This window comes from Streptomyces sp. BA2, assembly GCF_009769735.1.
GTDB lineage: Bacteria > Actinomycetota > Actinomycetes > Streptomycetales > Streptomycetaceae > Streptomyces.
On sequence record NZ_WSRO01000002.1, the window covers coordinates 4,508,339 to 4,532,475 of the forward strand.

A 24,137-nucleotide genomic window follows, 5' to 3' on the forward strand; every position below is an offset into this window, starting at 1 on the left:
GAAGATTCATCACGTCCTGGTGTCACAGGTCTTGGGGGGACCGGATGAACAAGCCGCTGCGCCACATCGCCCTCTTCTGCGGGGTGCTCACGCTCGCGCTGCTCCTGCGCGCGACCTGGGTGCAGTTCGCCGAGGGCGAGTCGCTGGCGAAGCACGACAAGAACCGGCGCGTCCAGATCGAGGCCTTCTCCCACCCCCGTGGCGACATCATTGTCGGCGGCAAGCCGATCACCGGCTCGAAGGAAGTCAGCGGCACCGACTTCAAGTACCAGCGGGTCTTCAAGAACGGCCCCATGTACGCGCCGGTCACCGGCTACTTCTCGCAGGCCCAGGGCGCGACCTTCCTGGAGGGCGTCGAGAACGACGTGCTCAGCGGCGACGACGACCGCCTCTTCATCCGCCGCACCCTGGACATGCTGACCGGCGAGAAGCGCCAGGGCGGCGACGTCATCACGACCATCGCCCCCAAGGCCCAACAGGCCGCCTACCAAGGCCTTGTGGACCTCAACGCCCGGGGCGCGGTCGTCGCGCTCGACCCGCGCTCCGGGAAGGTGCTCGCGCTGGCGAGCACCCCCTCGTACGACCCCTCCGTCTTCGCCGGGATCTCGCAGAAGGAGGGCAAGGAGTTCACGCGGCTCAGCAAGAACAAGGACAAGCCGCTCTCCAACCGTGCGCTCCGCGAGATCTACCCGCCCGGATCCACCTTCAAGATCCTCACCGCGGCGGCCGCCCTTGAGCACGGCGTGGTCGACGACATCGACAAGTCCACCGGCGCCAAGGCCCCCTACAAACTGCCGCTCAGCTCGACGACGATCGGCAACGACGTGCCGGGCGCCCCCTGCGACAAGGCCTCGCTGAAGGTCGGCATGCAGTGGTCGTGCAACAACGTCTTCCTGGACACCGCGCTCAAGGTCGGCGACGACGACATGCGCGAGACGGCGGAGAAGTTCGGCTTCAACAAGCAGCAGTTCATCCCCGTGCGCTCGTCAGCGAGCAGCTACCCCGACGGCCTCGACAAGCCGCAGACCGCTCTGACCGGCATGGGCCAGGGCAGCCTGACCAGTACGCCGCTGCAGATGGCGATGGTCGCGGCCGGCCTCGCCAACGACGGCAAGGTGATGAAGCCGTACATGGTGGAGGAGTTGCGCGGCCCCGACCTCTCGACGATCGAGAAGGGCAAGCCGGAGGAGCTGAGCCAGGCCGTCTCCGAGGACACCGCGGGCAAGGTGCAGGAGATGATGGAGCACACCGTCGAGGAGGGCACGGCGAACAAGGCGCGGATCGACGGTGTCACGGTCGGCGGCAAGACCGGCACCGCCCAGCACGGCTCGGACGTCAACGACGAGCGGCCGTACGCCTGGTTCGTCTCGTACGCCAAGAACGACGACGGCTCGTCGCCGGTCGCGGTCGCGGTGTTCGTCGACCCGAAGGACATGGACATCCCGCGCTCGGAGATCGCCGGTGGCAAGCTCGGGGCGCCGATCGCGAAGGCGGTGATGGAGGCCGTGCTCGCCGACTGAGCCGCCCGTCAGCCCTCCAGGAGCTGCCCCGCCAGCCGCTCGATCCGCGCATGCCATGCGGCGAGCGCCTCGTCCGTGGCCGCCGCCCCCTCGAAGGGACCGGTCTGCGTGAGGACGAGCCGCGTGCCGTACCCCGTACCCTCGCCGAACTCCCAGCGCACCTCACCCTTGGGATGCACGGCGTACGTGAGCGACACCGGAGCCCGCAGCGCGGTGACCGGCCCCGCGGAGACGCCGTCCGCCAGGAATCCGTCGGGAGCCGTGTCGCCCACCAACGGGACCTCACCCGCGCAGAGTTCGGCCCACACCGCGTCGGCGGGCCGCACCAACTGACGCTCGAAACGGATGCCGTCCTCGGTGACCTGCCCGTGCCCGAGGTCGAACTGCTCCAGATACGCCTCGTGCAGCTCGCCCGCATCCGCGCTCACCTCGGCCTGCCCGCCGTCCAGGAACTGGCCGAGCGCCGAGATGCACAGCTGCCAGCCCGCGGCGAAGCTCGGGGCGCCGAAGCGGTCGCCGAAGGTGTGGACGAGGGTGAGGAGCGAGCCCCGGCCGTCGGGACCGTCCGGGGTGATCTCCCAGCGCAGGTGGTCCTCGCCCCAGCTGAAGGCGAAGAGGCGTGGCTCTTCCGCGTCGGTGACCTCGCCGGTCATGCCGGGGCCCTCGTCGCCGGGGAAGTGGAAGCCCATCGCGCCGCCGGGCCGCAGCTCAAGGGTCACCTCGGAGGGGAACCACTGGGCGAGGTGCTCGGGCCGGGTGATCGCGGCCCAGACCGTGGCGGGCGGGTGCGCGAGGCGGCGCTCCATCCGCAGGACGCTGTGTCCGCCTTCCTCGTCGGGGCTCAGGGTGTCGGAGTGCGGGTTCATGAGGAGTCACCGTCCATGCTCGTCAGGGTTCATCAGGACCCACCCCACCGCCGTCCATGACGTCGAGGTGCCGTTCGAGGGCGTCGAGCCGGCCCGTCCAGAGGTGCCGGTAGTGCGCGAGCCACGCGTCGAGTTCGGCGAGGGGCTCGGGCCTCAGCTCGTACCAGCGGCGCTGCGCGTCCTGCCGGACCCGCACAAGGCCCGCGTCGCGCAGGACCCGCAGATGCTTGGACGTGCCGGGCTGGCTCAGGCCGAGCCGCTCGGTGAGCTCACCGACCAGGTGGGGACGCTCGACCAGCAGATCGAGAATCTTCCGGCGGCTCGGCTCGGCGAGTACGTCGAACGGTATGGGCATACCCCGAACATAACCCTGCGGCTATATAACCGCAACAGCATGCACGCGTATCCGTGGGCCGCGTATCCGTCGGCCGCGTATCCGTCGGCCGCGCATCCGTCGGCCGCGTATCCGTCGGCCGCTCACTCCTCCCACGGGAGCGGCCTGCTGTGCAGCACGTCGAGCCGGGACACCGCCCTGGTCAGGACCACGTAGAGGCGGCTGGGCCCGCGGTGTTCCGCCTCCGCGATGGCGGCGGGCTCGACGGCCACGACGTGGTCGTACTCCAGTCCCTTCGCCACGGACGCGGGCAGCACCGTCACGCGCGCGCCCAGGTCGTCCGGGCCCGCGCTCTCGATCCCGGCCCCGGTGAGGGCCGCGCGCAGGCGGGCGGTGTCGGTGTCGGCGGCGATGACGCCGATCGAGCCCTCGCGGGCGAGCGCGGCACGCACCGCGTCGACGGTGGCGGCACCCACGTCCCGTACCTCCTGGATCCTCAACTCACCGTCCGAACGCAGCGATCGAGCGGGCGGTACGTCGACGTCGAGCGAGGCGAGTACGCGGTTGGCGAGGCCCACGACGGCTTTCGGGACCCGGAAACCGATGGTCAGAGGGGTGACGGAGGCGTCGGGCTTGCCGAGGTGGGCGAGGAGTTCGGGCCAGCTGCGGGCGGCCCACGGTGTGGTGCCCTGGGCGAGGTCGCCGAGGACGGTGAGCGAGCCGAAGTCCGCGCGGCGGGCGATGGCGCGGGCCTCCATCGGGGAGAGGTCCTGGGCCTCGTCGACGACGATGTGGCCGTAACCCTCGGGCCGTTCGAGCAGTCCGCCGATCTCGTCAAGCAGCACGAGATCGGCGGCGGACCACTTCGCCGACTTGTACGAGCGCGGGGGCTTGCTCCAGCGGATCGCCCGCTGCTCGGCGGCGCCGAGGGCGCCGTCGGCCGCGGCGGCGAGCGCTTCAGGGTCCCCGAGCAGGGCGGCGAGCACCTCCTCCGGCTTGACCCTTGGCCAGGCCTCGTCGACGAAGGCCGAGACGGAGCGGGCGCGGGAGATCTTCTGCAGCCAGGCGTTGTTCACGGCGCCCGCGCGGCGCTCGGCCTGCTCCTGGATGTGCCGGACGGCACGGGTGCGCACGCGTTCGCGGCCGACGGCGTACGGAGGCTCCTCGGCTCGCACGTCCGCGATGATCCGCTCCAGGTCGTCGAGCGCGACCCGCCAGGTGTACGAACCGTCCGGCACCGCGATGGAGTTGGTGGGCGCCGCGACGCGCGAGTAGAGCGCGCGGCGCAGGACGGCCGCCATCCGGGCGTCGTGCTTGACGCTCGCCGCGGCCTCGTCGTCCTGGGCCCGCACGGGTGCGGTGGCCCTGGCGATCTCGTCCGCCACGGTGGACTGGCGCACGCCGGTCTCGCCGAGGGAGGGGAGCACCTCGGCGATGTAGCGGAGGAAGGTGCGGTTGGGGCCGAGGATGAGGAGCCCGGCGCGCTGCACGCGCTGGGGGTGGGTGTAGAGGAGGTACGCGGCGCGGTGCAGGCCAACGGCGGTCTTGCCGGTGCCGGGGGCACCTTGGACGCACACGGAGGAGGCGAGTTCACCGCGCACGAGGTCGTCCTGCTCGGGCTGGATGGTGGCGGCGATGTCACGCATCGGGCCGACGCGGGGACGCTCGATCTCACCGGCGAGGATGCGGCTGCTGGGGGCGGGTGGGGTGACCGCGGCGTCCGGTTCGCTGCCGGCCAGGGGCTCGTCCTCCAGGCCGGTGAGGTCGGCGGAGTCGCCCTTGCTGCCGGGCGCCCAGCCGAAGCGGCGGCGGACGGCGACGCCTTGGGGGTCTCGGGCTCCGGCCTGGTAGAAGGCGCGGGAGACGGGGGCGCGCCAGTCGACGACGAGGGGCGGAGACGAGGGGTCTTCGGTGACGCGGAGGCGGCCGATGTAGTAACTCTGCCCGCGGTGATCACCGGCTTCGACGGCTTCGGGCCCGTCGGCGGCGAAGTCGAGGCGGCCGAAGAAGAGGGGTGCTTCGGGGAGTTCGCGCATCGCTTTGGCGTGGCTGCGGAACTGGTAGCCGAGGACTTCGGCGTCGGCGCCGGACGCGGAGACGTCGGCTCCGTGGAGTACCTGCACCTCGGCGCCGTCGACCATGCGGTCGAGGGCGGTGCGGCAGGTGTCGTGGTAGCGGCGTTCCTGGGCGAGGGCTGAGTCGAGTGGAGTCGTGTCAGGCGATGGCATACGACCAAGAATAATGTAACCGAGTTAAATTTATTACCGTGACTCATCAATGCGGTAGGCTCACGCCATGACGGACGATGAAGCGGGCACGGCCACCACTGCTGCCGATTCCGAGGGCGGCGGCCCCGGCCTGCGCGAGCGCAAGCGGCAGCGGATGTACCAGGCGGTCTCCGACGCGGCGATCGCGCTCTTCCTGGAGAAGGGCTTCGAGAAGGTGCCGGTAGCGGAGGTGGCGGCGGCCGCCGACATCTCGAAGCCGACCCTGTTCCGGTACTTCCCGTCCAAGGAGGACCTCGTACTCCACCGGTTCGCCGACCACGTGGACGAGGCGGCGCGGGTGGTGGCCGAGCGCCCCGCGAAGCACTCCCCCCTGGACGCCCTGCAGCGCCACTTCCTCGACGGCCTGGAGCGCCAGGACCCGGTGACCGGCCTGTGCGACAACGTCCACGTACTGGCCTTCCACCGACTGCTGTACGGGACGCCGTCACTGGTCGCGCGGCTGTACGCGTATCAGGAGCGGTCGGAGAGGGCGCTGGGCGAGGCGTTGCGCGAGGCGGCGACGGCGGCGGCGGCCGGGCCGCGGGCCGGCGACGCACTGACCGCGCGGCTGGCCGCGGGGCAGATCATCGCCGTACAGCGCATCCTCGCTCTGGAGAACTGGCGCCGGATGGACGCGGGGGAGGGGGCGGGAGCGGTGTGGCCGGAGGCGGTGGTTGCGGCGGAGGGGGCGTTCGGGCAGCTGCGGTCAGGCCTGTCGCGGTACGCGGAGCCCGCCTGAGCCTTCTTCCACCCACCGGCCCGTTTCACCCCGCATCCCCCTGCCGAACAAGCCTCTCCCACCCACCCGCCCGATTGCCCCGCAGCGACCAGCGAAAAGCCGCAGTCGGCGACGCTCGGGAGGGGACGTGCCGGTATGTCTGCCCGGAGCACGGTTCGCGGCACCCCGGAGCCGAAGTAGCTTCGCGGCCACCGGACGACAGCGAGGACGGACATACCGGCGCGGCCCCGCACCCACAGACGCACCCACCCCGCAGCGCGCACTCAGCGCCCCGCTTCCCCCACCAACACCGCCACCCCATCCAGCACCCGCCCGAGCCCGAACTCGAACTCGAACTCCGCGTCCTCGGCGCCCTCGGCATCCTCGGCGTCCGCGACGCCCAGGACGCCCGTCGCGAGCAGTCGCCGTAGCGAGGGGAAGCGACCCGGGGCAGTCGACGTCAGGGCGTCGACCTTGCGCGCGTACTGCCTCATCGCCTCGTCAGGCCCCCGGCCCTCCGCCCTCATGCCCGCGTCCAGATCGGCCATGAGCGTGACCTCGTTCCGCACGAAGCCGCCCACCAGCATCAGCACGGACAGCTTCCAGCCCTCCTCCAGCCCGCTGTCGTCGAGCGCCGCTAGCCCCTGCTCCATCCACTCCAGCTGGTGGGGCGTCGCCGGCGGCCCGGTGATCGGGATGCGAACGAGCCACAGGTGGCGCCGGAAGACCTCGCGCTGGGCCCGCGCCCACCACTCCAGGCGCGCCCGCCACCCCGTCACCTCCGCCGGCATCCCGGGCGGAGTGCCGGTCGCCGCGTCCTGCATGAGGACGTACAACTCGTCCCTGGCGGAGACGTACCGGTAGAGGGACATCGGTGAGGCGCCGAGCGCCTTGGCGACCCGCCCCATGGTGACCGCACCGATCCCCTCCGAGGCCGCGATGGCGATGCCCGCGTCGACGATGCGATCGAGGCTCAGGCCGGGCTTGGGCCCTTTCGAGGGACGCTCACGCAACCCCCAGGCGGTTTCGAGGCTCACGGACAGCCCCGTCCCCGCCCCCTCCTCGCCCGCACCCGCACCCGCACCCGCACCCGCACCCGCACTTACACCGTCCGCCGCCATGATCCGCCGCCGCCTCCTCCATCTTCTGAGCTGCCCTGCTTGACGCACATCGTAGTTCTGCGTAACCCTTACTCAGTAATGCGTAGACCATACGCAATAGATCGAGGCCCGACCACACCCCCCCAAATCAGGGAGAACCCCATGCCACCCCCGGCCATCGAGGCAAAAGCCCTAACCAAGACCTACGGCTCCGGCGCCCGAGCCGTCCCCGTACTCCGCGGCATCGACCTCCACGTCCCACCCGGCACCGTCTTCGCCCTCCTCGGCCCGAACGGCGCCGGAAAGACGACAGCCGTCCGCATCCTCACCACGCTCACCACACCCGACGCGGGCACGGCACGGGTAGCGGGCCACGACATCCGTACGGGGCGCCGCGAGGTCCGCCGGTCGATCAGCCTCACCGGCCAGTCCGCGGCGGTCGACGAGACGCAGACCGGCGCGGAGAACCTCCGCATGATGGCGAGGCTCGCGGGCATCTCCCGCCCCGCGGCCCGCACACGGGCCGCCGAACTGCTGACCCGCTTCGGCCTCACGGAAGCAGCCGACCGCCTGGTCCGCACGTACTCGGGAGGCATGCGCCGCCGCGTCGACCTGGCGGCGGGCCTGGTGGGCGACCCCGAGGTGATCTTCCTGGACGAGCCGACGACGGGCCTGGACCCGCGCAGCCGCCAGGAGATGTGGGAGGTCGTACGCGCCCTCACGGCACAGGGCACGACGGTCTTCCTGACGACCCAGTACCTGGAGGAGGCAGACCAACTGGCGGACCGGATAGCGGTGTTGCACGAGGGGGAAATCGCAGCGAATGGCTCCCCCGCGGACCTCAAATCCCTGCTGCCGGGCCACCGTCTGGACGCGACGCTCACCACCCAGGAGGCGTATCTGCGCCTGACCGATCGGGCCACGCGCCACTCCCCCGAAACCCTGACGCTCGGCTTCCCGACGGACGGCACAGCACGAGGAGTACGAGCCCTGCTGGACGACCTGGACCCGACGCGCACGGATTTCGCGACCTTCAAGCTCCACACGGCAACGCTGGACGACGTCTTCCTGACCCTCACGAGCCCGTCGAACGCCCACCCGCCAAAGGGACTGACTCATGTCTGAAACCCTGATCATGACTGGCCGGGCGATCCGCATCAACCGCCGCAACGTGGACGCCCTGATCACCTCGATGGCGCTCCCGGTGATGCTCCTGCTGATCTTCGTCTACTTCTTCGGCGGCGCGATCAAGACGGACACCCGGTCGTACGTCACGTACGTGGTCCCCGGAGTCCTCCTCCTCTGCGCCGGCTTCGGCTCGTCGAACACGGCGATTGCGGTGACGGAGGACTTGAAGGGCGGCATAATCGACCGCTTCCGTTCCCTGGACATCGGCGGCGCCCAGATCCTGGCGGGCCACGTCTTCGCCTCGGTGGCCCGCAATTTGCTCGCCACCTCCCTGGTCCTGGCCCTGGCCTTCGCGATCGGCTTCCGCCCGACGGCAACCCTGCCCGGCTGGCTCGCGGCAGCAGCCGTACTCCTGGCGTTCATCCTGGCCCTGTCCTGGCTCTCGGCAACGGCGGGCCTCCTGGCCAAGTCCGCCCAAGCGGCGGGCGGCTTCACGTTCTTCGTGAGCTTCCTCCCGTACCCGAGCAGCGCCTTCGTCCCCACGTCCACCATGCCCAGCTGGCTCCAGGCCTTCGCCGACAACCAACCGGTGACCCAGGTCATCGAATCCCTACGAGGCCTGCTGCTCAACCAGCCGGTAGGAGCGACCCCTTGGATAGCCCTGGCCTGGTGCGCGGGAATCCTGGCCGCTTCGGTGGCAGTGTCGGGCCCGCTTTTCAGGAGGCGGACGGCGTGAGGGGACGCGCTACGCCCCAGAGCGTCTCGAAGAGCTCCTTGCGCTGTGTGCACTTCTCCCTGGCGGCGGCCCCCGCGTCGATGTGCCAGCGCGTCAAAGACGTGTGGTAGCCTATGAGATCGAGCACCTGTCGGTCCGGCGGCTCGTTCGCGGGACGCTTCTCCACTTTGTCGTAGATACCGTCGAAGAGCTGCTCGTCATTGATCAGGCAGAACTTCAGAAAAGGGGAGATGTGCAGGACGCGGAACTGCGGGTCGAGTTCCGCTTTGCGGTCGAGTTCCAGCCTTCTGGCTAGGGCTGTCATGTTGCGTTCGTACTCGCGCACCTTTGCGAGCAACTCCGCCCGGAACCCCTCGTCGTCCTCCGCCTTCCCCTCGCCGTTGAGCATGCCGGGTATCTCCATCGGCTTGGTGAAGTCCGGCACGAGAATGCGCATCCTCACACGCGGCCGTGCGCCGTCGTGGAGGTCCTCCAGACTCCTGCTGATCTGGTAGACCACGGTCTCGCCCGTGAATCCGATGGCATCTACGCGAGCTTCGCGCAGCCGCAGTGCTTCGTCGAAATGCTGGCGGAGGTCACGCGTAAGGACCGTCTCTCTGACGGCGGGACGCATCGCGGCGTTCAGCCTCTGGACCTCGCTGTACAACACGTAGCCCACCAGGCTCAGAACAGCACCACCGAGATACGCCTTGCCCTCCAGTGCGTCACCGACCGGCTGTACGAACTGGGCGACCAGTCCAAGGCCGAAGATGGACAGGAGCAGCACCCTTGTCACGATGCTCTCCGACTGCGTCCACCCTTCCACGGCGCGCTCACGAACAGAACGTCTCCGTGCCACCAAGTCCCCCTCGTGTCCCAGGTGTTGATCCGCAGGGGCTCATGGTGCCCGGTTCGTGGCCGGTCAGGAAGGGCCTGTCTCCACCAGGTCGATCAGGGGCTGAAGCGTGGTGATGACCACCTCGGCTCCAGCGGCACGCAGAGGCACTGCCTTGCGCTCGTCGCGTGCGTAGCCGACGAAGCGGACCCCTGCCTTCTCGGCGGCCTCCAGGTCAGTCGCCGTGTCACCGATCATCAGCGCATCGTCTGCCCCGGAACCCAGGGCCTCCAGGGCTCGGCTCAGCGAGTCCGGGTCCGGTTTCAGAAGGCTGGGCTGGTCCGTACGCCCGTAGACGTGCGGCCCGAACGCATCCAGCAGCCTCTCCCTCTCCAGATAGGCGGCGACGGCCTTCGGTGAATTGTTCGTCACCACGGCGATCCGGCACCCCCTCGCCTTCAGAGCGAGGATGAGCTCGCCTGCCCCAGGGGTGGGCAGGGCCGTATTCGCCGCCGCCACCTCACCTTCCGTGAGCAGGGCTTCGAGCGCGGCGACCAGGCTCTTCCCGAGGGGGTCTTGATCCATGGCCCGCAGTACGTCGTGCGGGTCGATGGTCTTCCTCACCTCCTCCGTGAGCCGGCCCCCCAAACCGTGTTCGGAAACCAGGTCCCTGAGGTTCTGGGCGACACCCTCCGAGGATCCGTGCGGGAACAGACGACAGATGGGGCCGTCGAAGTCGAAGAGCACACAGCGGTCGGCCGTACGTGTGAGCCAGTCGGCGAGCTCTGTGAACTCATCGGTTCCGATGGGCTCGCGCACCTGATCGTCTTCCACAGTGCCCCTTCCGTCGGTGGCGTCGGTGGCTACCGCTGCCGAGTGCTCCAGCCTGTGACGAGGTCCGGCATGCCAGTCCCGCAGCGCTCGCGCCACCCGCCGCTCGTCCGGTACGGATGCCAGCTTCAAGGGCTCGGCAGCACGCCGCAAGGCCCTGCAGACCTTCAGGGCCGCGGCATCGAAGTCGTTCTCGTCCGAATCCGCGGGCAAGTCCAGAGCTGCCCTCATGGCGTCCGGGAACACCGACTGGGCGTACTCGAAGTCCAGATAGATGCCAAGGTCGGTGTCGAGGCCCGCCGTCATGTCCTCGTGGCCCGCGCGCACCATGGCCTCGGACCACAGATTCGTCATCCGCTTCTGCTCGTCCTTGTCGTAGCCCATTCGCACGAGATGGGTGGCGAGGTCGTGGAGAGGATCGCCGTATATCGCCAATTCCCAGTCGATGACGATGACTTCGTCTCTGTCGATGACGACATTGGCCCGGTGGACGTCGGTGTGCAGCAAGCAGAAAGGGCGTGACGTGAGAGCAGGGCGATCGGGATCACTCTTGAACTTCGTCACGGCGTCGGACCGGATACCCACGGCCTCGAAGAGCGTCTCAAAACGTCCCCGGTTGGGGCGGTGCACCTTCTCCTCGGTGAAATCGATGAGCCAGTCGAGGAAGCTCTGGCTCTCACCGGACTTGGGCCAGCCCTCAGGTCGTGGCGGCAGCTCCTTCTCCGGGACGCCTGCCGTCCGGGCGAAGAACTCCGCGAAGGACCGCATGAGATCGTCATCGACAGGCCCATCGGGATTCACCTCGGACAACGCCTTCCCCGCGCGGTAGGCGTGCATCGACCAGTCCCCGAAGTCCGCCACACACCGCGGTACTTCACGGAGGTAGCGGGTCACCACCGAAAGGAGCTGCGCCTCGCTGCGCCAGATGCGTGGCACCACTTCCACTCCGGCGAGCGGTGTCCGGCACTTGACCTGCGCCCGGAAAGGCATCAACAGGAGGAGGGCCAGCGTCCAGCCGAGCGGGACGACGTAGTTGACATTGTGATGCCCGTTCGTAACTCGACCATCAGGACGATCCCGATAGGAGTCGGCGAGACGGCGAACCAGTGCCTGATGGGCTCTGCGAGGCAGAGGTGACGACATGACCGCAGAGGTTATCGCCTACAGCACCTCGCCCATGCCCCCGACGCGTCAGGCTTGTCCCCGCAGCACCCTGAGCAACGGCTCCAGCGAGCGCACCACGTACTCCGCCCCCGACTCCTTCAGAAGCTTCGCCTTCCTCTCGTTGTGCGCGTAGCCCAAGAAGGCCACTCCGGCCTGCTCGGCCGCTTCGCGGTCCGTGGGGGCATCGCCGATCATCAGCGCGGCGGAGGGTTCCGCACCCATCGCGTTGAGGGCGCGGTTCAGGCAGTGCGGGTCGGGCTTGAGGAGGTGCAGGTCCTTGGTCCGGCCATAGATGTGTGGGGTGAAGCAGTGGCCGATGCCGCGGGTTTCCAGGTAGTTGGTGACCGCCAGTGGCGAGTTGTTCGTGGTGACGGCCAGACGAGAGCCCATGGCGTGCCACGTCATGATGAGGGGGTCCGCGTACTGGGTGGGCCAGGCCGAGGCCGCCGCCGTGACCTCCTGCTGGGTGAGCCGCTCCTCCAGCTCGGTCATCAGATCGCTGCCCCGGCGCCTGCGGTCGACCGCGCGCAGGACGGCATGGGGGTCGGGCTGCGCCCGCTCCTCCTTGGTCAGCAGGCCGTGCAGCCCCCGCTCCTCCAGCCAGCGGACCTGCTCACTCGCGATCCGCTCGGCCGAGTGGCCGGCGAACAGCCGGCAGATGGGGCCGTCGAAGTCGAAGAGTACGAAGCGGGCGCGTTTGATCAGTTCCCGCAGCTTCTCGGTCTCTTCTGCCATCCACTCGGCCTGCGTCGTATCAGGAGTCACTAAGAGAGTGTCAGCTCCGTCGCGATGGTTGCCCAGAGCGCGTCGAACCATTTCTGGGACTCCTCCACGAACGCGGCGTCCCGGGGGGCCGCGCTCTTCTCGAAGGAGAACAGGGGCGACTTCAGCCCGGATACGTCGTACGCCTCCATCTCCGCGCTGCCGAAGTCCAGCGTGCTCCGCTCGACCGTGTAGTAGGCGAGGAGCGCCTCCCGCTGGTTCAGGAGGTACAGCTTCACCGGCGGAGTGAACGGCAGCGCGCGGAACGACACGTCCACGTCGATGCCGTGCGACACCCGCAGCGCGCGCAGGTTGTGGCGCAGGACCTGCCCCTGAGCGTTGCGCTGCGCCAGCCATCGCTGGTGCACGCGGCCCTCGTCGTCCTGCCCCTCGGTCGGCCGGGGGAAGGCGAGCGTGATGTCGCTGCTGGGCAGCAGGATGCGTACGTTGATGGAATCAGGACGGATACGGCCTTCGTGGACGAGACGCACCGGCTCCCCCAGGGCGATCATCAGCGTCTCCGCCGTGTACGACACCACATCTATCCGCACCTGCGGCTCCGAGAACGCGGCAGCAAGACGGGGCGCCAGGCCCACCATCGACGCCTGCGGCTCCACGCCCGCCGACGTCGCCCCCGGCGCCTCCGCCGCGATCCGTGGCGGGCTTCCCTTGCTCACGTTGGCGAGGAGGCCGTCGTCCTGCAGTGTCCTCAGCGCCTGCCGCACCGTGCCCCGTTCCACGCCGAACTCCTCCGCGAGCACCGCTTGCGTGGGGAGGCGGTCGCCCGGTTTGAGGTCGCCGGAGCGGATGCGGTCGCGGAGGGTGTCTGCGATGTCCTGGGGAGTGAGTTTTCTGCTGCCGTTCACTGCAACGTTCTCCTGGGTCACGACCAGACGATACAACTCCCCGCCATCTCAGGGCAGTTGTCTTGAAGTTGTTTATGTTGCGGGGCCAAGTGGGGACAACTTAAGTGAAGTTGGTTGCCAACTCACCCAAGATGGCAGAAGGGGGAACCATCATGGCCGTCCTCGCCCTCCTCGCAGCCGCGTTCGCCGTCACCTTCGAGCAGTTCGTCCAGTGGCAGTACGGGCCCATGGGCATCGTCGGGCTGCTGCTCCTGACCGTCGGGATCAAGGCGAAGAGCCCCACCTGCAGTTCCATCGGCGCCGTCGTCCTCGCGCTGATGATGACCGGGCCCGCGCTATAGCCGAACGCCGGCCGCGCACTGGCCGCGCACTAGCCGCGCGCCAGTTCCAAGTCCTGACTGATCGTGCCCCAGAGCGCGTTGAACCACAGATGGGACTGCTCCACGAACGTCGTGTCCCGCAGGCCGTCACCCTGATGGAAGGGGAAGAGCATCGACTGCGCGCCCTGGGCGTCGTACATCTCCAGGTACTCGTGGTCGATCTCTTCGCTCTGCTTGGTCAGCGTGTAGTACGCGAAGAGCGCCTCGGCGCCGTTGAGGAGATACAGCTTCACCGGCGGCGTGAACGGCAGCGCGCGGAACGAGACCTGTACGTCGATGCCGTGCGAGGCCCGCAGCGCGAGGAGGTTGTGGCGGAGCACCTGCCCCTGCGCGTTCCGCTGGTCGAGCCAGCGCTTGTGCACCTGGCCGCTCTCGTCGTCCCCACTGTCCACCGGCGCCGGAAAGGCGAGATCGATGCTGCGGCTCGGCAGCAGCACCCGGACGTCGACCTTGGCCGGTTTCCGCTGTCCGGCGTGGATCTGGCGGAGCGGTTCCCCGATCGCCATCGTGAGCGAGATGGAGGTCAGACAGAGCGCGTCGATCTCCACATGAGGGGCCTCGAACGCCGCGGCGATGCGCGGGGCGAGGCCGACCATGGTGGGCTGCGGCTTCACGCCGCCCGGCCCGGACAGTACGTGCTTCGAGGTCATGGCGACCGTGGCCGGGCTCCCCTTGGACACGTTCGCCAGCAGCTTCTCGCCCTGCAGGGTGCGCAGCGCCTCGCGTATCGCGCCGCGCTCGACCCCGAACTCGTCGGCCAGCTCGGCCTGGGTCGGCATGCGCTGACCCGGCCGCAGCGTCCCGGACCTGATCCGGTCGCGCAGTTCGTCGGCCACATCGTGATGCGACCTTGGCGGCCTCTTCATCCCGTTGACGGGGGCAGGTTCCGGGCTCACAACCAAACAGTACAACTTCGCGCCATCTTTGGGGAGTTGCTCGGAAGGTGGTTATGAATCGAGCCATCGCGGAGATAACTCAGGTGAAGTTGGTAGCCAACTTAGGCAACCTGGCAGGAGCCCCGAGGGGTTGGCCGCCAGTAGTCCGCCATCGGATGGCTGCCGACCGGATGGGACGGGGTCCGCATGCCCCGTCCCGAAAGGGGGAACGTCATGCCGCTCATCGCCATCGTCATCGCCGCCCTCGCCATCGGATTCGAGCAGCTCATCCAGTGGAAGTACGGACCGATGGGCATCGTCGCCTTCGTCCTGCTGACCGTGGGCATCAAGGCCAAGAGCACCAAGATCAGCGGCGTCGGGGCCGCGATCCTCGTCCTGCTGCTCGCCCAGTCGGGCAGCTGACAGAGCTGGCTGACCGGGCTCCCATCCGGAGGGGAGCCGGGAGTCCGGTCAGCCATCAACACCTCAAGAGGACAGCTCAGAACATGTCCGGGCACCACGGGCGCCGGGACGCACGGAACAGGGCGTCGGCGACAGCGGCGGCGCCCACCCGCTCCTCCGTCACCCGTCCCGCCGCCGCAAGCCGCACCGCGGACTCGTCACCGAGCCACAGCGTCCCCAACTCCCCTACGCCAAGGGACAGTTCGGCCGGATCCGCGGTCGGCGCGCACACCGCGCCGCCGGGCGACGCGTCAAGGCGGTAGCGGCCACCCGCGAGGCCCGCGCGGTCCCCGATCTCCAGGACGAGGGACGCCGACGCCTCGTACGTACGTGCTTCCAGGGCCCGTACGACATCCAGGATCCGCACCCAGAGCCAGTCCGCCTGCCTGCTGAGGCGGGCCGCTCGGGGGTCGGGCAGGAAGAGCGGGAGCAGATCGTCGGGGGCGCGGTTGCCCGACTTGACGACGGTGACCCAGTCGATCGAGCAGACGTAGTGCCACAGGGCGCGTTCGGCCGCGGGTGTGGTGGCGATCAGCCGCTGCACGCTCACCGTGTTCTGCGGCTGGCTGCCATCGCTCCAGCCGTCCTCCACCGAGTAGGTGACCAGGCCCTCCACCTCGCCCGACGGGGAGCGGTAGAGCGCGTGGAAGGGCTCGGTCCACGGGTTCTCCGGGCTCTGCAGCTGACCTGTGTTCGCCAGCCACCAGCGTTCGTCGCGGTCGATGACACCGTGCCGGGCGGCGCGCAGCCGCTCGTGCAGGGGCGGGCCCTCCTTGCGTACGTCGCCGCCGTCCACGAGGTCGATACGGGCGCCGCCGTCCGGGCCCGCCCAGCGGGGATCGAGCCCGGCCCGCGGTACGTCGATGGTCCACTCGGCGCTGGTGGTCGCGGGCCCGAAGCCGTAGCGCCCATAGATCGGGTACTCGGCGGCGATCAACGTGGCGACGACGTCACCGCGCTCCTTGGCCGCGGTGAGGTCGGCGGACACCATGCGGCTGAGGAGACCGCGGCGGCGGTGCGTCGGGGAGACGGTGACGTTCGCGATGGCGTCGGCGGGGACGGCGGCGCCGCCCACGGCGGTGAGCTGCTGCCGGAACGACCGGAAGGTGGCGACGGCGCGGTCGTCCTCGAAGGCGGCCAGGGTGCGGCCGAAGTCGAAGCTCTCCCTGCGCTGGGCGACCACCTCATCGGAGACCTTCGCCAACGGCCGCAGGAACCCGGCGTTGACGGCCCTGATCCACTCCGGCAGTTCGTCCTCGGTGATGGCCCTGACGTCAAGATCGCTCATACGCCCACGCTAGGTCCGCTGGGGCCGGGGGTGCATCCGTTTTACCTGGGGCCCGGTGGCCCCCGGTGGCTGCGCCTTCGTCTGCGGGCCACCTCTGGCCTGGCCCGCCGCTTCGCGGCGGATCTTCCCCGCCCACCCACCCGACTGCCCCGGTGTGACCGGGGTGGGCCAACGTCGAGGACGAGCCCGGCCCCGAGCGGGACGCAGCCCGGGGTCCTAGAACGCCGCCCTGATCTCCCCCACCTCGACAGCGCCGCCCAGCAGGGGCGCGCGGCCGACGCGGGCCAGTACGTCCTCCTCCACGCCCGCCAGGCGCAGGGCGCGGGCCAGGACCGGGCCCAGGGCCCGCAGCCCTCCGTCGTCCACCTTGAAGGCGAGCGCGCGGCCGTCCGGCAGCGCGAACGCCTGGACCGCCTCGGCGCCCATCTTCGACAGGGCGCCCGGGATCTCCCGCATGAGCCAGGTGTCGGGGCGGCGCGTGCCGGCCACGTACTCGGGGTGGGCCCGCATCGCGTCCGCGACCCGGCGCTCCGCCGTCTCCTCGGGGGCGAGGACGAAGTGGCGGAAGGCGCGGGCCAGGCCGGTCAGGGAGATCGCCATCAGGGGGGCGCCGCAGCCGTCCGTGCCGACGGCGGTCACCCGCTCCCCCGCGGCCTCCTCGACCACCTGGAGGATCAGCTGCTGGAGCGGGTGGCCCGGGTCCAGGTAGGAATCCGCGGGCCAGCCGTTCAGGTCGCACACCGCCAGCATCGCCGCGTGCTTGCCGGAGCAGTTCATCGTCACCCGGTCACGCACGGCACCCGCTGCCAAATACGTCTCGGCCTCGACCGCGTCGAGCGGGAGGTCGGGCGGGCACTGCAGGTCGGCCGCCGTCAGGCCGTACTCCGCCAGCATCTTCTGGACGAGGTCCCGGTGGAACACCTCCCCGGAGTGGCTCGCCGCGGCCAGCGCAAGACGCTCGCCCGCCAGGTCGAGCCCCGCCCGCAGCACCGCGGCCGCCTGCATCGGCTTGTTGGCGGACCTCGGGAAGACGGGGGCCGTCACATCCCCCATCGACAGCTCCACGCTGCCGTCCGCCGCGAGCAGCACCAGACTTCCCCTGTGACGGCCCTCGACGAAGCCGGAACGTACGACCTCGGCGAGGACCGGGGATATGACAGGGGTGGCGACGGACTCGGCGGACGTCGAGGTCATCTTCGGCCTTCCGGGGCGGGGGTGGCGTGGCGGCCGCCCGCGGAAGCCGGGATCACCGGGTCACGCGAGCAGGTCGTCTACTTGTGCTTCGCCTTCACGGTACCTGCGGGCGATCTCCGCGCTGCAATCGTCCGCCGTCCGCTGCAGCTGCTGACGGCGCCGGGAAACCTGCTGCTCGTAGCGGACGAGGCGTCCCATGGCCGTGTGCAGCTCGTCGTCCGTGCGGGCGTCCAGGTCGGAGAGCTCGACCTCGGCGAGCATCTCCGTCGCCAGGAGGCCGTACTCCGCGCTGTGCGGCGTGCCCAGCGTCACATGCCGGGCCGACGACCGGTGCCGGGCGGGGCCGTCCGTGAGGATCTCCGAGAGCCGGTCCACGAGCGGCCCCTCCGACCTCGGCCCCTCGGGTCCCGGCGCCGCCGGGTCCCTGCGGCGCGCGACCTCGGCCCGCAGGATGTCGATCCGCCCCTGGAGCAGGCGCCGGACATAGCTCAGGTCCGCCTCGTTCTGCTGCGCGTCCCTGCGCAGCTCACGCAGCTCGCGCAGGAGCAGCGCGGGGAGGTCGTGCTCGGGCTGCTCGGACAGCACCGCGCTGCCCGTGCGCTGCATGGGCGGACGCGGCACGTTCGTACGTCGCGCAGCGCTCATGCGGTTCAGCGACACAGATCCGGGCGGCTGACCCGTACTTGGTGTGCTCATGTGGCTCTACCGTCCCCTCGACCGGCGCGGTACACCGCGTGTGAGCATGGTGCCACCCCCGGTGGCCGCTATGTGAGCGAGTGCCCCCAATCGGCCCCAGATGGGGGGTTCAGGGCACCCCATGGACGGCGCATACGGCGGCGCACCACGGCCGTACGGAGCAGGCATGATGGGCCATATGCGTGCTGTGGTGCAGAGGGTGGACGGGGCGAGCGTCGTCGTCCAGGGCGAGAACGGTCCCGAGACGGTCGGCGAGATCAACGGCGAGGGCCTGTGCGTCCTCGTAGGCGTGACCCACGAGGACACCAAGGAGAAAGCGGCCCAACTGGCCCGCAAACTCTGGTCCGTTCGGATGCTGGCCGACGAGAAGTCCTGCTCGGACATCGACGCGCCGCTGCTGGTCATCAGCCAGTTCACGCTGTACGGCGACGCGAGGAAGGGCCGCAGGCCCACCTGGAACGCCGCCGCTCCCGGCGATGTCGCCGAGCCCCTGGTCGACGAGGTCGTGGCCCAACTGCGTTCGCTGGGCGCGACGGTGGCCTGCGGCCGCTTTGGCGCACAAATGCGGGTGGCCTTGACGAACGATGGCCCGTTCACGGTGCTGCTCGAGATGTGACCGCGAACTGAACCGCCGCTTCGCGGCGGATTCTTACCCGCCCGCCCACCCGATTACCCCGGAGCTCTACGGCTCGACCACTACCTCCTGGGCCGCCGCCGTGCCGCCCGCGCTCAGGGCCGCGTCCAGCGGCACGTTCCGCTTCACCAGGGCCAGTGCGATCGGGCCCAGCTCGTGGTGGCGTACCGCCGTCGTGATGAAGCCCACCTTCCGGCCCTCCTCACCCTCCGAGGCCAGGCGCAGCTCCGTGCCGGCCACCGGCAGGTGGACCTCGCTGCCGTCCAGGTGCAGGAAGACCAGGCGGCGCGGCGGCTTGCCCAGGTTCTGGACGCGGGCGACCGTCTCCTGACCGCGGTAGCAGCCCTTCTGCAGATGCACCGCCGTACCGATCCAGCCCAGCTCGTGCGGGATCGTGCGGTGGTCCGTCTCGAAGCCGAGCCGCGGCCGGTGCGCCTCCACGCGCAGCGCCTCGTAGGCGAGGATGCCGACCGCGGGGCCGTTCTCGTCGGCGTACGACTCAAGGGACGTACGCGGCAGGAACAGATCCCGGCCGTGCGGAGTCTCGCGTACGACGACACCGTCCGGGACCGGGGCGATCGAACCGGCCGGAAGGTACACGACGGCGAACTCGTCCGTGCGGTCGGCGACTTCGACCCGGTTGAAGAACTTCATGCTCTCCAGGTACGCGACAAGGGCGTCCTGCGTACCGGGCTCGACGTGCGCCCACACCGTCTCGCCGTCGTCGACGAGATAGAGGGCGTGCTCGATGTGGCCGTTCGCGGAGAGGACCAGCGCCTCGGTGGCCTGGCCGACGGGCAGCTCGGTCACGTGCTGCGTGAGCAGCAGGTGCAGCCAGCTCAGCCGGTCGGGTCCGGAGACGGTGATGACGCCGCGGTGCGAGAGGTCGACGAAACCGGTGCCGTCCGCGAGGGCGCGCTGCTCACGGAACAGGTCGCCGTAGTGGGCGGCGACGCCTTCGTCCACGCCCTCGGCGGGGACGGCGCCGGGCAGGGACAGGAGGGGGCTCTTCATGTTCACCCACACTACGACCTGCCGGTACGCGCACTTATTCCTTGGCGGAGCAGTTCTCGCAGCGCCCGAAGATCGCGAAGTGCTTCAGGTCGGTGTCGAAACCGAAGGTGTCCCGCAGTTTCGCGGTGAACTCCGCGGCCACCGACACATCCGCCTCGATGACGTTCGTGCAGTCCCTGCACACCAGGTGGAGGTGGTGGTGGCGGTCCGCGAGGTGGTACGTCGGCGCGCCGTGCCCCAGGTGCGCGTGGCTGACCAGACCCAGCTCCTCCAGGAGCTCCAGGGTCCGGTACACGGTGGAGATATTGACCCCCGACGCCGTCTTCCGCACTTCGGAGAGGATGTCGTCGGGGGTCGCGTGCTCAAGGGTGTCGACGGCTTCGAGGACAAGCTGGCGCTGCGGCGTCAGCCGGTATCCGCGCTGCCGCAGGTCGCTTTTCCAGTCGGTGCTCACCACACCTCGGAGTGTAGGCCTACTTGAAGAAAGCGATGCCGTCGTCCGGCAGGTCGCCGAGGCCCCGGGCCATCTCGGCGACGTCCTCGGGCGTGACGACCTTCTTCAGCTGCGCCGACATGTAGGGACGCAGCGGCACCTCGGGGGTCTGCTTCTCGCCGACCCACATGAGGTCGCCCTTCACATACCCGTAGAGACGCTTGCCGCCGGTGTACGGGCCGGAGGCCGCCGTGCGGGCGACCGCGTCCGTGACCAGGTCGATCTGCGGCTTCTGGTCGGCGAGCTCGCCGTACCAGACCTCGACGACGCCGTCGTCGCGCACCATCACGGTCTCGACCTTGCGGTCCTTGTCGACGCGCCAGAAGCCCGACTCGGACTCCAGCGGCTTGACCTTGTTGCCATCGGCGTCGAGCACCCACGTGTGCGAGTGGTACTCGATGAAGTCCCGCCCGTCATGGGTGAAGGACACTTCCTGGCCGAAATTCGCCTTCTCGGAGCCGGGAAAGTCGGTGACGCCCGCGCCGGCCCAGTTGCCGAGGAGCCAAACGAGGGGCACGAGGTCGGGGTGCAGGTCGGACGGAATCTCGATCATGGGAAGCTCAGACGATCTCTAGGTGGCGTACGGGGCGTACGGGGCTCAGCGCTGACCCTGGTACAGCTTCTTCACGGACAGTCCGGCGAACGCGAGAACGCCGATGCAGACCAGAACCAGCAGGGCGGAGAAGAAGGCCTCAAGCACGGGGTGCTCCTCGGTGAGCTATGGGGTGAGCTATGGGGGCAGGTATCAGAGCCGCTACCACTGTAGTCGTGCGCGACCCGCCCCTCTCTGCGAGGTGGCCTTACGGGTGACCGCGCGGATGGCCATACGATGCGGCCATGGCGAAGAAGCTCGTGATCAAGGTGACCGCCGGGGCCGACGCCCCCGAGCGCTGCTCGCAGGCGTTCACGGTGGCGGCCGTGGCCGTGGCCAGCGGAGTGGAGGTCTCGCTCTGGCTGACCGGCGAGTCGGCGTGGTTCGCGCTGCCGGGACGCGCGGCGGAGTTCGAGCTGCCACACGCGGCACCGCTCCCCGACCTGATCGACTCGATCGTGGCCGCGGGACAGATCACGCTCTGCACGCAGTGCGCGGCGCGCCGCGAGATCACCGAGAAGGACGTGATCGACGGAGTGCGGATCGCGGGCGCGCAGGTGTTCGTGCAGGAGGCCATGGCAGAGGGCACGCAGGCGCTCGTCTACTGACGGGGCCGCCGCTTGCCGTCGAGCTCGTCCCACCACTCGTCGGACTTCGAGTCACCCGAGGGGTCGTCCCACCAGCGGTCGTCGGGACCGCGCCGGTTGGCGACCATGGCGGCGACCGGCGGGATCACCATCGCCACGACGCACATCCCGACGGCGACAGGGATGGACCAGAGCCGCACGACGCCCCATGCCAGGACGAAGAGACCGATGCAGATCCCCATCATGGCGAAGTAGGCGTGCCGCCTTCGCGCATACATACATCCAGCGTAAGCCGAAGGACCGCACCCCGATCCAGTGGCGTCCAACCCCCTGGGGTGCGGCCCTCCAGCCGTCAGTGATCCTCTGTCGTCACACCGCGATCGCGACCTCCGCCAGGCCGCCCGTCTGGGCCACCACCGTGCGGTCGGCCGTGCCGCCCGGGATCAGGGCGCGCAGCGTCCACGTGCCCTCGGCCGCGTAGAAGCGGAACTGGCCGGTGGCCGAGGTGGGGACCTCGGCGGTGAACTCGCCGGTCGAGTCGAGCAGGCGTACGTAGCCGCTGACGGGCTCGCCGTCGCGGGTCACCTGGCCCTGGATGGTGGTCTCGCCGGGCTTGATCGTCGAGGCGTCGGGTCCGCCGGCCTTCGCTCCACACATATGCGTTCGTCCTTAACTGGTCAGGTCACTGCGGGCTTCGGGAGGGATTACTTGTTGGCGCCGAGCTCGATCGGCACGCCGACCAGGGAGCCGTACTCGGTCCAGGAGCCGTCGTAGTTCTTGACGTTGGTCTGGCCGAGCAGCTCGTGCAGGACGAACCAGGTCAGGGCCGAACGCTCACCGATGCGGCAGTACGCGATGGTGTCCTTGGCCAGGTCGACCTGCTCGTCCTCGTAGAGGGCCTTGAGCTCGTCGTCCGACTTGAACGTGCCGTCGTCGTTGGCGTTCTTCGACCACGGGATGTTGCGCGCGGACGGGACGTGGCCCGGACGCTGCGACTGCTCCTGCGGCAGGTGCGCGGGGGCGAGCAGCTTGCCGCTGAACTCGTCGGGCGAGCGCACGTCGACGAGGTTCTGCGCGCCGATCGCGGCCACGACGTCGTCGCGGAAGGCGCGGATCGAGGTGTCCTGCGGCTTGGCCTTGTACGAGGTGGCCGGACGGCTGGGGACCTCGGAGCCGTCGACCAGGTCGCGGGAGTCGAGCTCCCACTTCTTGCGGCCGCCGTCGAGGAGCTTCACGTCCTGGTGGCCGTAGAGCTTGAAGTACCAGAAGGCGTAGGACGCGAACCAGTTGTTGTTGCCGCCGTACAGGACGACGGTCGTGTCGTTCGCGATGCCCTTGCCGGACAGGAGCTTCTCGAAGCCCTCCTGGTCGACGAAGTCGCGGCGGACCGGGTCCTGGAGGTCGTCGGTCCAGTCGATGCGGATCGCGTTCTTGATGTGGTTCTTGTCGTACGCGGAGGTGTCTTCGTCGACCTCGACGATGGCGACCTTCGGGTCGTCGATGTGGGCCTCGACCCAGTCGGCGTCTACCAGGACGTCGCTGCGGCTCATACTTCTTCTCCTCCGGGGCAGTTGCGGCGGGGCTGCGGGCTGTGCGAGGGGTGCCGGGTACGGGCTGTGATCGCGCGGTGGCGCGGCGTACGCGGCGCGGGGTGGCCCTGACGGTGTCAACGGGCCTGGGGGACGCGGGAGTCGGAGCTCCCGCTCAGAAGGTGCGACAGAGCATGGCGGCGACGCGGCACAGGTCTACTGCCCGCCGCTTCGTGAGGTCCGCCTGTCGCTGCATGCGTCCGATCGTAAGGACGCAAGGGCGGCCGTGTCACCGGGGTGTCGAATGATGAGACGCGATCATCCGCATTGTGGGATGGGGATGGGATTGGTTGAACGGCGAAGCCGCCCGTGCGGGGGCGGGGGACTGTTTTCACCCCTGCCACATCCACCGCGCGGACGGCTTCGTCTCGTACTGCGGAACGGCGGCTCCGAGCGGCCGCCATCAGGCTCGTTCCGGGCCTCAGCCCGCGAGCTTCACGTTCGTGCCCTTGACCGAGATGTCCACGCCGTCCCGCGCCGGCTTCACCTCGTCGATCTTGATGCCGCCCGGCAGGCCGCTGACCTTCTCCTCGAAGTCGGTCACATCGCGGACCAGACCCTCGGGCAGCGGAATCGAGACGCCCATGACCTCGAACTTCTTCGGGATCTCGTCGGCGTTCACCTTGATCGTGTCGCCCTCGACCTTGACCGAGCTCAGCACGTGCACCGGCTTGGGCAGCTTCGCGCCGCCCTTGCTCACCTCGACCTCGACCTTGATCTTGCCGTCGCCGCCGTCCGAGAGCCCGACCACCTTGCCGGTGGCGCCGAGCGGCAGCTCGACGGGCGGCTCGCCCTGCGCCTCCTTGAGCAGCTCGTCGTACGAGATCCGGGCGGTGCCCGTGGCCTTGTCGGCGGTGGCGGAGCTGTAGTCGCCGGAGAACTCGACGCCCTGCATCCGGGCGTTCAGATCAGCGATGCGGATCTTGTCGGAGCCGGAGGTCGCGTCGTAGTTCTCGATGCCGATCTCGACGTCGTCGAGCGTGCCGCCCGCGACCTGGGTCAGGAAGGGAAAGCCCTTGATGGAGACGTCGGGCGTCTCGCTGAGCCCCTCGCTGGTACGCAGCTTCTCCGCCGCCTCGTCCTCGGCGAAGCCCACCGCGAGGCGGTCGGCGCCCACGAAGAGACCCCCCAGGATCACGAGGACGATCAGAAGTATTCGTACGGAGCGCTTCATGTCCGGTGTTCCCCCACCTTGTTCCCCCGCTTGGCTGTCGTTGCCGCGAGCCT

At 69.4% G+C, this 24,137-nt stretch carries 28 protein-coding genes; 8 read left to right on the forward strand and 20 right to left on the reverse strand.

What is annotated here, in order from left to right:
- The first annotated feature begins 44 nt into the window (after positions 1 to 44).
- Entirely contained in the window at positions 45 to 1,520 is a 1,476-nt protein-coding gene (locus E5671_RS22900; RefSeq protein ID WP_160505821.1) for a peptidoglycan D,D-transpeptidase FtsI family protein, read from the forward strand.
- A gap of 8 nt (positions 1,521 to 1,528) precedes the next feature.
- Here the strand turns inward: E5671_RS22900 and E5671_RS22905 are convergent, their stop codons facing one another.
- The 3 genes from E5671_RS22905 to E5671_RS22915 all read right to left on the reverse strand — a co-directional run bounded on the left by E5671_RS22905 (position 1,529) and on the right by E5671_RS22915 (position 4,948).
- Entirely contained in the window at positions 1,529 to 2,386 is an 858-nt protein-coding gene (locus tag E5671_RS22905) for an SRPBCC family protein (RefSeq protein WP_160505822.1), read from the reverse strand.
- 22 nt (positions 2,387 to 2,408) lie between these two features.
- On the reverse strand, positions 2,409 to 2,741 hold the full coding sequence (locus tag E5671_RS22910; RefSeq protein ID WP_160505823.1) for an ArsR/SmtB family transcription factor: 333 nt from the start codon (positions 2,739 to 2,741) through the stop codon (positions 2,409 to 2,411).
- Positions 2,742 to 2,863: 122 nt separating this feature from the next.
- The gene (locus E5671_RS22915; protein ID WP_160505824.1) at positions 2,864 to 4,948 is read right to left on the reverse strand and encodes a HelD family protein; all 2,085 of its coding nucleotides are present in this window, start codon (positions 4,946 to 4,948) and stop codon (positions 2,864 to 2,866) included.
- Between the two features lie 67 nt (positions 4,949 to 5,015).
- Between E5671_RS22915 and E5671_RS22920 the strand changes: the two genes are divergently transcribed.
- A complete protein-coding gene (locus E5671_RS22920; protein ID WP_160505825.1) occupies positions 5,016 to 5,726 on the forward strand; it encodes a TetR/AcrR family transcriptional regulator in 711 nt (236 codons plus the stop codon).
- Positions 5,727 to 5,989: 263 nt separating this feature from the next.
- Here the strand turns inward: E5671_RS22920 and E5671_RS22925 are convergent, their stop codons facing one another.
- A complete protein-coding gene (locus E5671_RS22925) occupies positions 5,990 to 6,742 on the reverse strand; it encodes a TetR/AcrR family transcriptional regulator (protein WP_336605819.1) in 753 nt (250 codons plus the stop codon).
- Between the two features lie 225 nt (positions 6,743 to 6,967).
- Here E5671_RS22925 and E5671_RS22930 point away from each other — a divergent pair, with 225 nt between their 5' ends.
- Both E5671_RS22930 and E5671_RS22935 read left to right on the forward strand, forming a co-directional pair.
- Positions 6,968 to 7,930, forward strand: a complete 963-nt coding sequence (locus E5671_RS22930; RefSeq protein ID WP_160505827.1) for an ABC transporter ATP-binding protein — start codon at positions 6,968 to 6,970, stop codon at positions 7,928 to 7,930.
- On the forward strand, positions 7,923 to 8,669 hold the full coding sequence (locus E5671_RS22935) for an ABC transporter permease (protein ID WP_202121225.1): 747 nt from the start codon (positions 7,923 to 7,925) through the stop codon (positions 8,667 to 8,669). The genes E5671_RS22930 and E5671_RS22935 overlap by 8 nt, the downstream gene beginning before the upstream one ends.
- Here the strand turns inward: E5671_RS22935 and E5671_RS22940 are convergent.
- The 4 genes from E5671_RS22940 to E5671_RS22960 form a co-directional block, all read right to left on the reverse strand.
- Positions 8,650 to 9,435 (reverse strand): hypothetical protein, encoded by a 786-nt coding sequence (locus tag E5671_RS22940; protein WP_160505828.1) that lies wholly within the window; start codon positions 9,433 to 9,435, stop codon positions 8,650 to 8,652. The genes E5671_RS22935 and E5671_RS22940 overlap by 20 nt on opposite strands.
- A 135-nt stretch (positions 9,436 to 9,570) precedes the next feature.
- Positions 9,571 to 11,304 (reverse strand): HAD-IA family hydrolase, encoded by a 1,734-nt coding sequence (locus E5671_RS47450; protein WP_336605820.1) that lies wholly within the window; start codon positions 11,302 to 11,304, stop codon positions 9,571 to 9,573.
- Positions 11,305 to 11,505: 201 nt separating this feature from the next.
- Complete coding sequence (locus E5671_RS22955; RefSeq protein WP_160505829.1) at positions 11,506 to 12,294, reverse strand: HAD family hydrolase; 789 nt, start codon at positions 12,292 to 12,294, stop codon at positions 11,506 to 11,508.
- Positions 12,243 to 13,133 carry a winged helix-turn-helix domain-containing protein gene (locus E5671_RS22960; protein ID WP_160510367.1) on the reverse strand — a complete coding sequence of 297 codons (891 nt, stop codon included), beginning with the start codon at positions 13,131 to 13,133 and terminating at the stop codon, positions 12,243 to 12,245. The genes E5671_RS22955 and E5671_RS22960 overlap by 52 nt, the downstream gene beginning before the upstream one ends.
- A gap of 125 nt (positions 13,134 to 13,258) precedes the next feature.
- On the opposite strand from E5671_RS22960, the gene E5671_RS22965 reads away from it, so the two are divergent.
- The gene (locus E5671_RS22965; protein ID WP_160505830.1) at positions 13,259 to 13,447 is read left to right on the forward strand and encodes a hypothetical protein; all 189 of its coding nucleotides are present in this window, start codon (positions 13,259 to 13,261) and stop codon (positions 13,445 to 13,447) included.
- A 29-nt stretch (positions 13,448 to 13,476) separates the two neighbouring features.
- On the opposite strand, the gene E5671_RS22970 is transcribed toward E5671_RS22965, so the two are convergent.
- Complete coding sequence (locus E5671_RS22970; RefSeq protein ID WP_202122191.1) at positions 13,477 to 14,352, reverse strand: FadR/GntR family transcriptional regulator; 876 nt, start codon at positions 14,350 to 14,352, stop codon at positions 13,477 to 13,479.
- Positions 14,353 to 14,595: 243 nt separating this feature from the next.
- On the opposite strand from E5671_RS22970, the gene E5671_RS22975 reads away from it, so the two are divergent.
- Entirely contained in the window at positions 14,596 to 14,784 is a 189-nt protein-coding gene (locus tag E5671_RS22975; protein ID WP_160505832.1) for a hypothetical protein, read from the forward strand.
- A 76-nt stretch (positions 14,785 to 14,860) separates the two neighbouring features.
- Here the strand turns inward: E5671_RS22975 and E5671_RS22980 are convergent, their stop codons facing one another.
- The 3 genes from E5671_RS22980 to E5671_RS22990 all read right to left on the reverse strand — a co-directional run bounded on the left by E5671_RS22980 (position 14,861) and on the right by E5671_RS22990 (position 18,001).
- On the reverse strand, positions 14,861 to 16,111 hold the full coding sequence (locus tag E5671_RS22980) for a GNAT family N-acetyltransferase (protein WP_160505833.1): 1,251 nt from the start codon (positions 16,109 to 16,111) through the stop codon (positions 14,861 to 14,863).
- A 216-nt stretch (positions 16,112 to 16,327) separates the two neighbouring features.
- Positions 16,328 to 17,305 (reverse strand): asparaginase, encoded by a 978-nt coding sequence (locus E5671_RS22985; RefSeq protein ID WP_160505834.1) that lies wholly within the window; start codon positions 17,303 to 17,305, stop codon positions 16,328 to 16,330.
- A gap of 60 nt (positions 17,306 to 17,365) precedes the next feature.
- Entirely contained in the window at positions 17,366 to 18,001 is a 636-nt protein-coding gene (locus E5671_RS22990; protein ID WP_160505835.1) for an RsiG family protein, read from the reverse strand.
- 178 nt (positions 18,002 to 18,179) lie between these two features.
- On the opposite strand from E5671_RS22990, the gene dtd reads away from it, so the two are divergent.
- Positions 18,180 to 18,617 (forward strand): D-aminoacyl-tRNA deacylase, encoded by a 438-nt coding sequence (dtd, locus tag E5671_RS22995; RefSeq protein ID WP_160505836.1) that lies wholly within the window; start codon positions 18,180 to 18,182, stop codon positions 18,615 to 18,617.
- A gap of 66 nt (positions 18,618 to 18,683) precedes the next feature.
- Here the strand turns inward: dtd and ygfZ are convergent, their stop codons facing one another.
- The 3 genes from ygfZ to E5671_RS23010 are packed head-to-tail and all read right to left on the reverse strand — an operon-like array spanning position 18,684 to position 20,695.
- Positions 18,684 to 19,649, reverse strand: coding sequence for a CAF17-like 4Fe-4S cluster assembly/insertion protein YgfZ (ygfZ, locus tag E5671_RS23000; protein WP_160505837.1), 966 nt, complete (start codon positions 19,647 to 19,649; stop codon positions 18,684 to 18,686).
- 34 nt (positions 19,650 to 19,683) lie between these two features.
- On the reverse strand, positions 19,684 to 20,106 hold the full coding sequence (locus E5671_RS23005) for a transcriptional repressor (protein WP_160505838.1): 423 nt from the start codon (positions 20,104 to 20,106) through the stop codon (positions 19,684 to 19,686).
- Between the two features lie 16 nt (positions 20,107 to 20,122).
- Positions 20,123 to 20,695: an FABP family protein gene (locus tag E5671_RS23010; RefSeq protein WP_160505839.1), complete on the reverse strand. Its 573-nt coding sequence runs from the start codon at positions 20,693 to 20,695 to the stop codon at positions 20,123 to 20,125.
- A 284-nt stretch (positions 20,696 to 20,979) separates the two neighbouring features.
- Between E5671_RS23010 and E5671_RS23015 the strand changes: the two genes are divergently transcribed.
- Positions 20,980 to 21,342 carry a DsrE family protein gene (locus tag E5671_RS23015; RefSeq protein WP_160505840.1) on the forward strand — a complete coding sequence of 121 codons (363 nt, stop codon included), beginning with the start codon at positions 20,980 to 20,982 and terminating at the stop codon, positions 21,340 to 21,342.
- On the opposite strand, the gene E5671_RS23020 is transcribed toward E5671_RS23015, so the two are convergent.
- The 5 genes from E5671_RS23020 to E5671_RS23035 form a co-directional block, all read right to left on the reverse strand.
- Positions 21,336 to 21,599 carry a DUF3099 domain-containing protein gene (locus E5671_RS23020; protein ID WP_160505841.1) on the reverse strand — a complete coding sequence of 88 codons (264 nt, stop codon included), beginning with the start codon at positions 21,597 to 21,599 and terminating at the stop codon, positions 21,336 to 21,338. The two genes, E5671_RS23015 and E5671_RS23020, sit on opposite strands and share 7 nt — an antisense overlap.
- 91 nt (positions 21,600 to 21,690) lie before the next feature.
- Positions 21,691 to 21,978, reverse strand: a complete 288-nt coding sequence (locus E5671_RS23025; RefSeq protein ID WP_160505842.1) for a DUF1416 domain-containing protein — start codon at positions 21,976 to 21,978, stop codon at positions 21,691 to 21,693.
- Positions 21,979 to 22,025: 47 nt separating this feature from the next.
- Positions 22,026 to 22,871: a sulfurtransferase gene (locus E5671_RS23030; RefSeq protein WP_160505843.1), complete on the reverse strand. Its 846-nt coding sequence runs from the start codon at positions 22,869 to 22,871 to the stop codon at positions 22,026 to 22,028.
- A 154-nt stretch (positions 22,872 to 23,025) separates the two neighbouring features.
- On the reverse strand, positions 23,026 to 23,106 hold the full coding sequence (locus tag E5671_RS47810) for a putative leader peptide (RefSeq protein ID WP_351007875.1): 81 nt from the start codon (positions 23,104 to 23,106) through the stop codon (positions 23,026 to 23,028).
- A gap of 225 nt (positions 23,107 to 23,331) precedes the next feature.
- Positions 23,332 to 24,084, reverse strand: coding sequence for an LmeA family phospholipid-binding protein (locus E5671_RS23035; RefSeq protein WP_160505844.1), 753 nt, complete (start codon positions 24,082 to 24,084; stop codon positions 23,332 to 23,334).
- Between the last annotated feature and the right edge of the window lie 53 nt (positions 24,085 to 24,137).

Excerpts from the sequence above, each read along its gene's own strand:
- E5671_RS22900 (WP_160505821.1), top strand. The coding sequence starts at position 45 with ATGAACAAGCCGCTGCGCCACATCGCCCTCTTCTGCGGGGTGCTCACG.
- E5671_RS22905 (WP_160505822.1), bottom strand. The coding sequence starts at position 2,386 with ATGAACCCGCACTCCGACACCCTGAGCCCCGACGAGGAAGGCGGACAC.
- E5671_RS22910 (WP_160505823.1), bottom strand. The coding sequence starts at position 2,741 with ATGCCCATACCGTTCGACGTACTCGCCGAGCCGAGCCGCCGGAAGATT.
- E5671_RS22915 (WP_160505824.1), bottom strand. The coding sequence starts at position 4,948 with ATGCCATCGCCTGACACGACTCCACTCGACTCAGCCCTCGCCCAGGAA.
- E5671_RS22920 (WP_160505825.1), top strand. The coding sequence starts at position 5,016 with ATGACGGACGATGAAGCGGGCACGGCCACCACTGCTGCCGATTCCGAG.
- E5671_RS22930 (WP_160505827.1), top strand. The coding sequence starts at position 6,968 with ATGCCACCCCCGGCCATCGAGGCAAAAGCCCTAACCAAGACCTACGGC.
- E5671_RS22935 (WP_202121225.1), top strand. The coding sequence starts at position 7,923 with ATGTCTGAAACCCTGATCATGACTGGCCGGGCGATCCGCATCAACCGC.
- E5671_RS47450 (WP_336605820.1), bottom strand. The coding sequence starts at position 11,304 with ATGCCTTTCCGGGCGCAGGTCAAGTGCCGGACACCGCTCGCCGGAGTG.
- E5671_RS22955 (WP_160505829.1), bottom strand. The coding sequence starts at position 12,294 with ATGGTTCGACGCGCTCTGGGCAACCATCGCGACGGAGCTGACACTCTC.
- E5671_RS22965 (WP_160505830.1), top strand. The coding sequence starts at position 13,259 with ATGGCCGTCCTCGCCCTCCTCGCAGCCGCGTTCGCCGTCACCTTCGAG.
- E5671_RS22970 (WP_202122191.1), bottom strand. The coding sequence starts at position 14,352 with ATGAAGAGGCCGCCAAGGTCGCATCACGATGTGGCCGACGAACTGCGC.
- E5671_RS22975 (WP_160505832.1), top strand. The coding sequence starts at position 14,596 with ATGCCGCTCATCGCCATCGTCATCGCCGCCCTCGCCATCGGATTCGAG.
- E5671_RS22980 (WP_160505833.1), bottom strand. The coding sequence starts at position 16,111 with ATGAGCGATCTTGACGTCAGGGCCATCACCGAGGACGAACTGCCGGAG.
- E5671_RS22985 (WP_160505834.1), bottom strand. The coding sequence starts at position 17,305 with ATGACCTCGACGTCCGCCGAGTCCGTCGCCACCCCTGTCATATCCCCG.
- E5671_RS22990 (WP_160505835.1), bottom strand. The coding sequence starts at position 18,001 with ATGAGCACACCAAGTACGGGTCAGCCGCCCGGATCTGTGTCGCTGAAC.
- dtd (WP_160505836.1), top strand. The coding sequence starts at position 18,180 with ATGCGTGCTGTGGTGCAGAGGGTGGACGGGGCGAGCGTCGTCGTCCAG.
- ygfZ (WP_160505837.1), bottom strand. The coding sequence starts at position 19,649 with ATGAAGAGCCCCCTCCTGTCCCTGCCCGGCGCCGTCCCCGCCGAGGGC.
- E5671_RS23010 (WP_160505839.1), bottom strand. The coding sequence starts at position 20,695 with ATGATCGAGATTCCGTCCGACCTGCACCCCGACCTCGTGCCCCTCGTT.
- E5671_RS23015 (WP_160505840.1), top strand. The coding sequence starts at position 20,980 with ATGGCGAAGAAGCTCGTGATCAAGGTGACCGCCGGGGCCGACGCCCCC.
- E5671_RS23020 (WP_160505841.1), bottom strand. The coding sequence starts at position 21,599 with ATGTATGCGCGAAGGCGGCACGCCTACTTCGCCATGATGGGGATCTGC.
- E5671_RS23025 (WP_160505842.1), bottom strand. The coding sequence starts at position 21,978 with ATGTGTGGAGCGAAGGCCGGCGGACCCGACGCCTCGACGATCAAGCCC.
- E5671_RS23030 (WP_160505843.1), bottom strand. The coding sequence starts at position 22,871 with ATGAGCCGCAGCGACGTCCTGGTAGACGCCGACTGGGTCGAGGCCCAC.
- E5671_RS47810 (WP_351007875.1), bottom strand. The coding sequence starts at position 23,106 with ATGCAGCGACAGGCGGACCTCACGAAGCGGCGGGCAGTAGACCTGTGC.
- E5671_RS23035 (WP_160505844.1), bottom strand. The coding sequence starts at position 24,084 with ATGAAGCGCTCCGTACGAATACTTCTGATCGTCCTCGTGATCCTGGGG.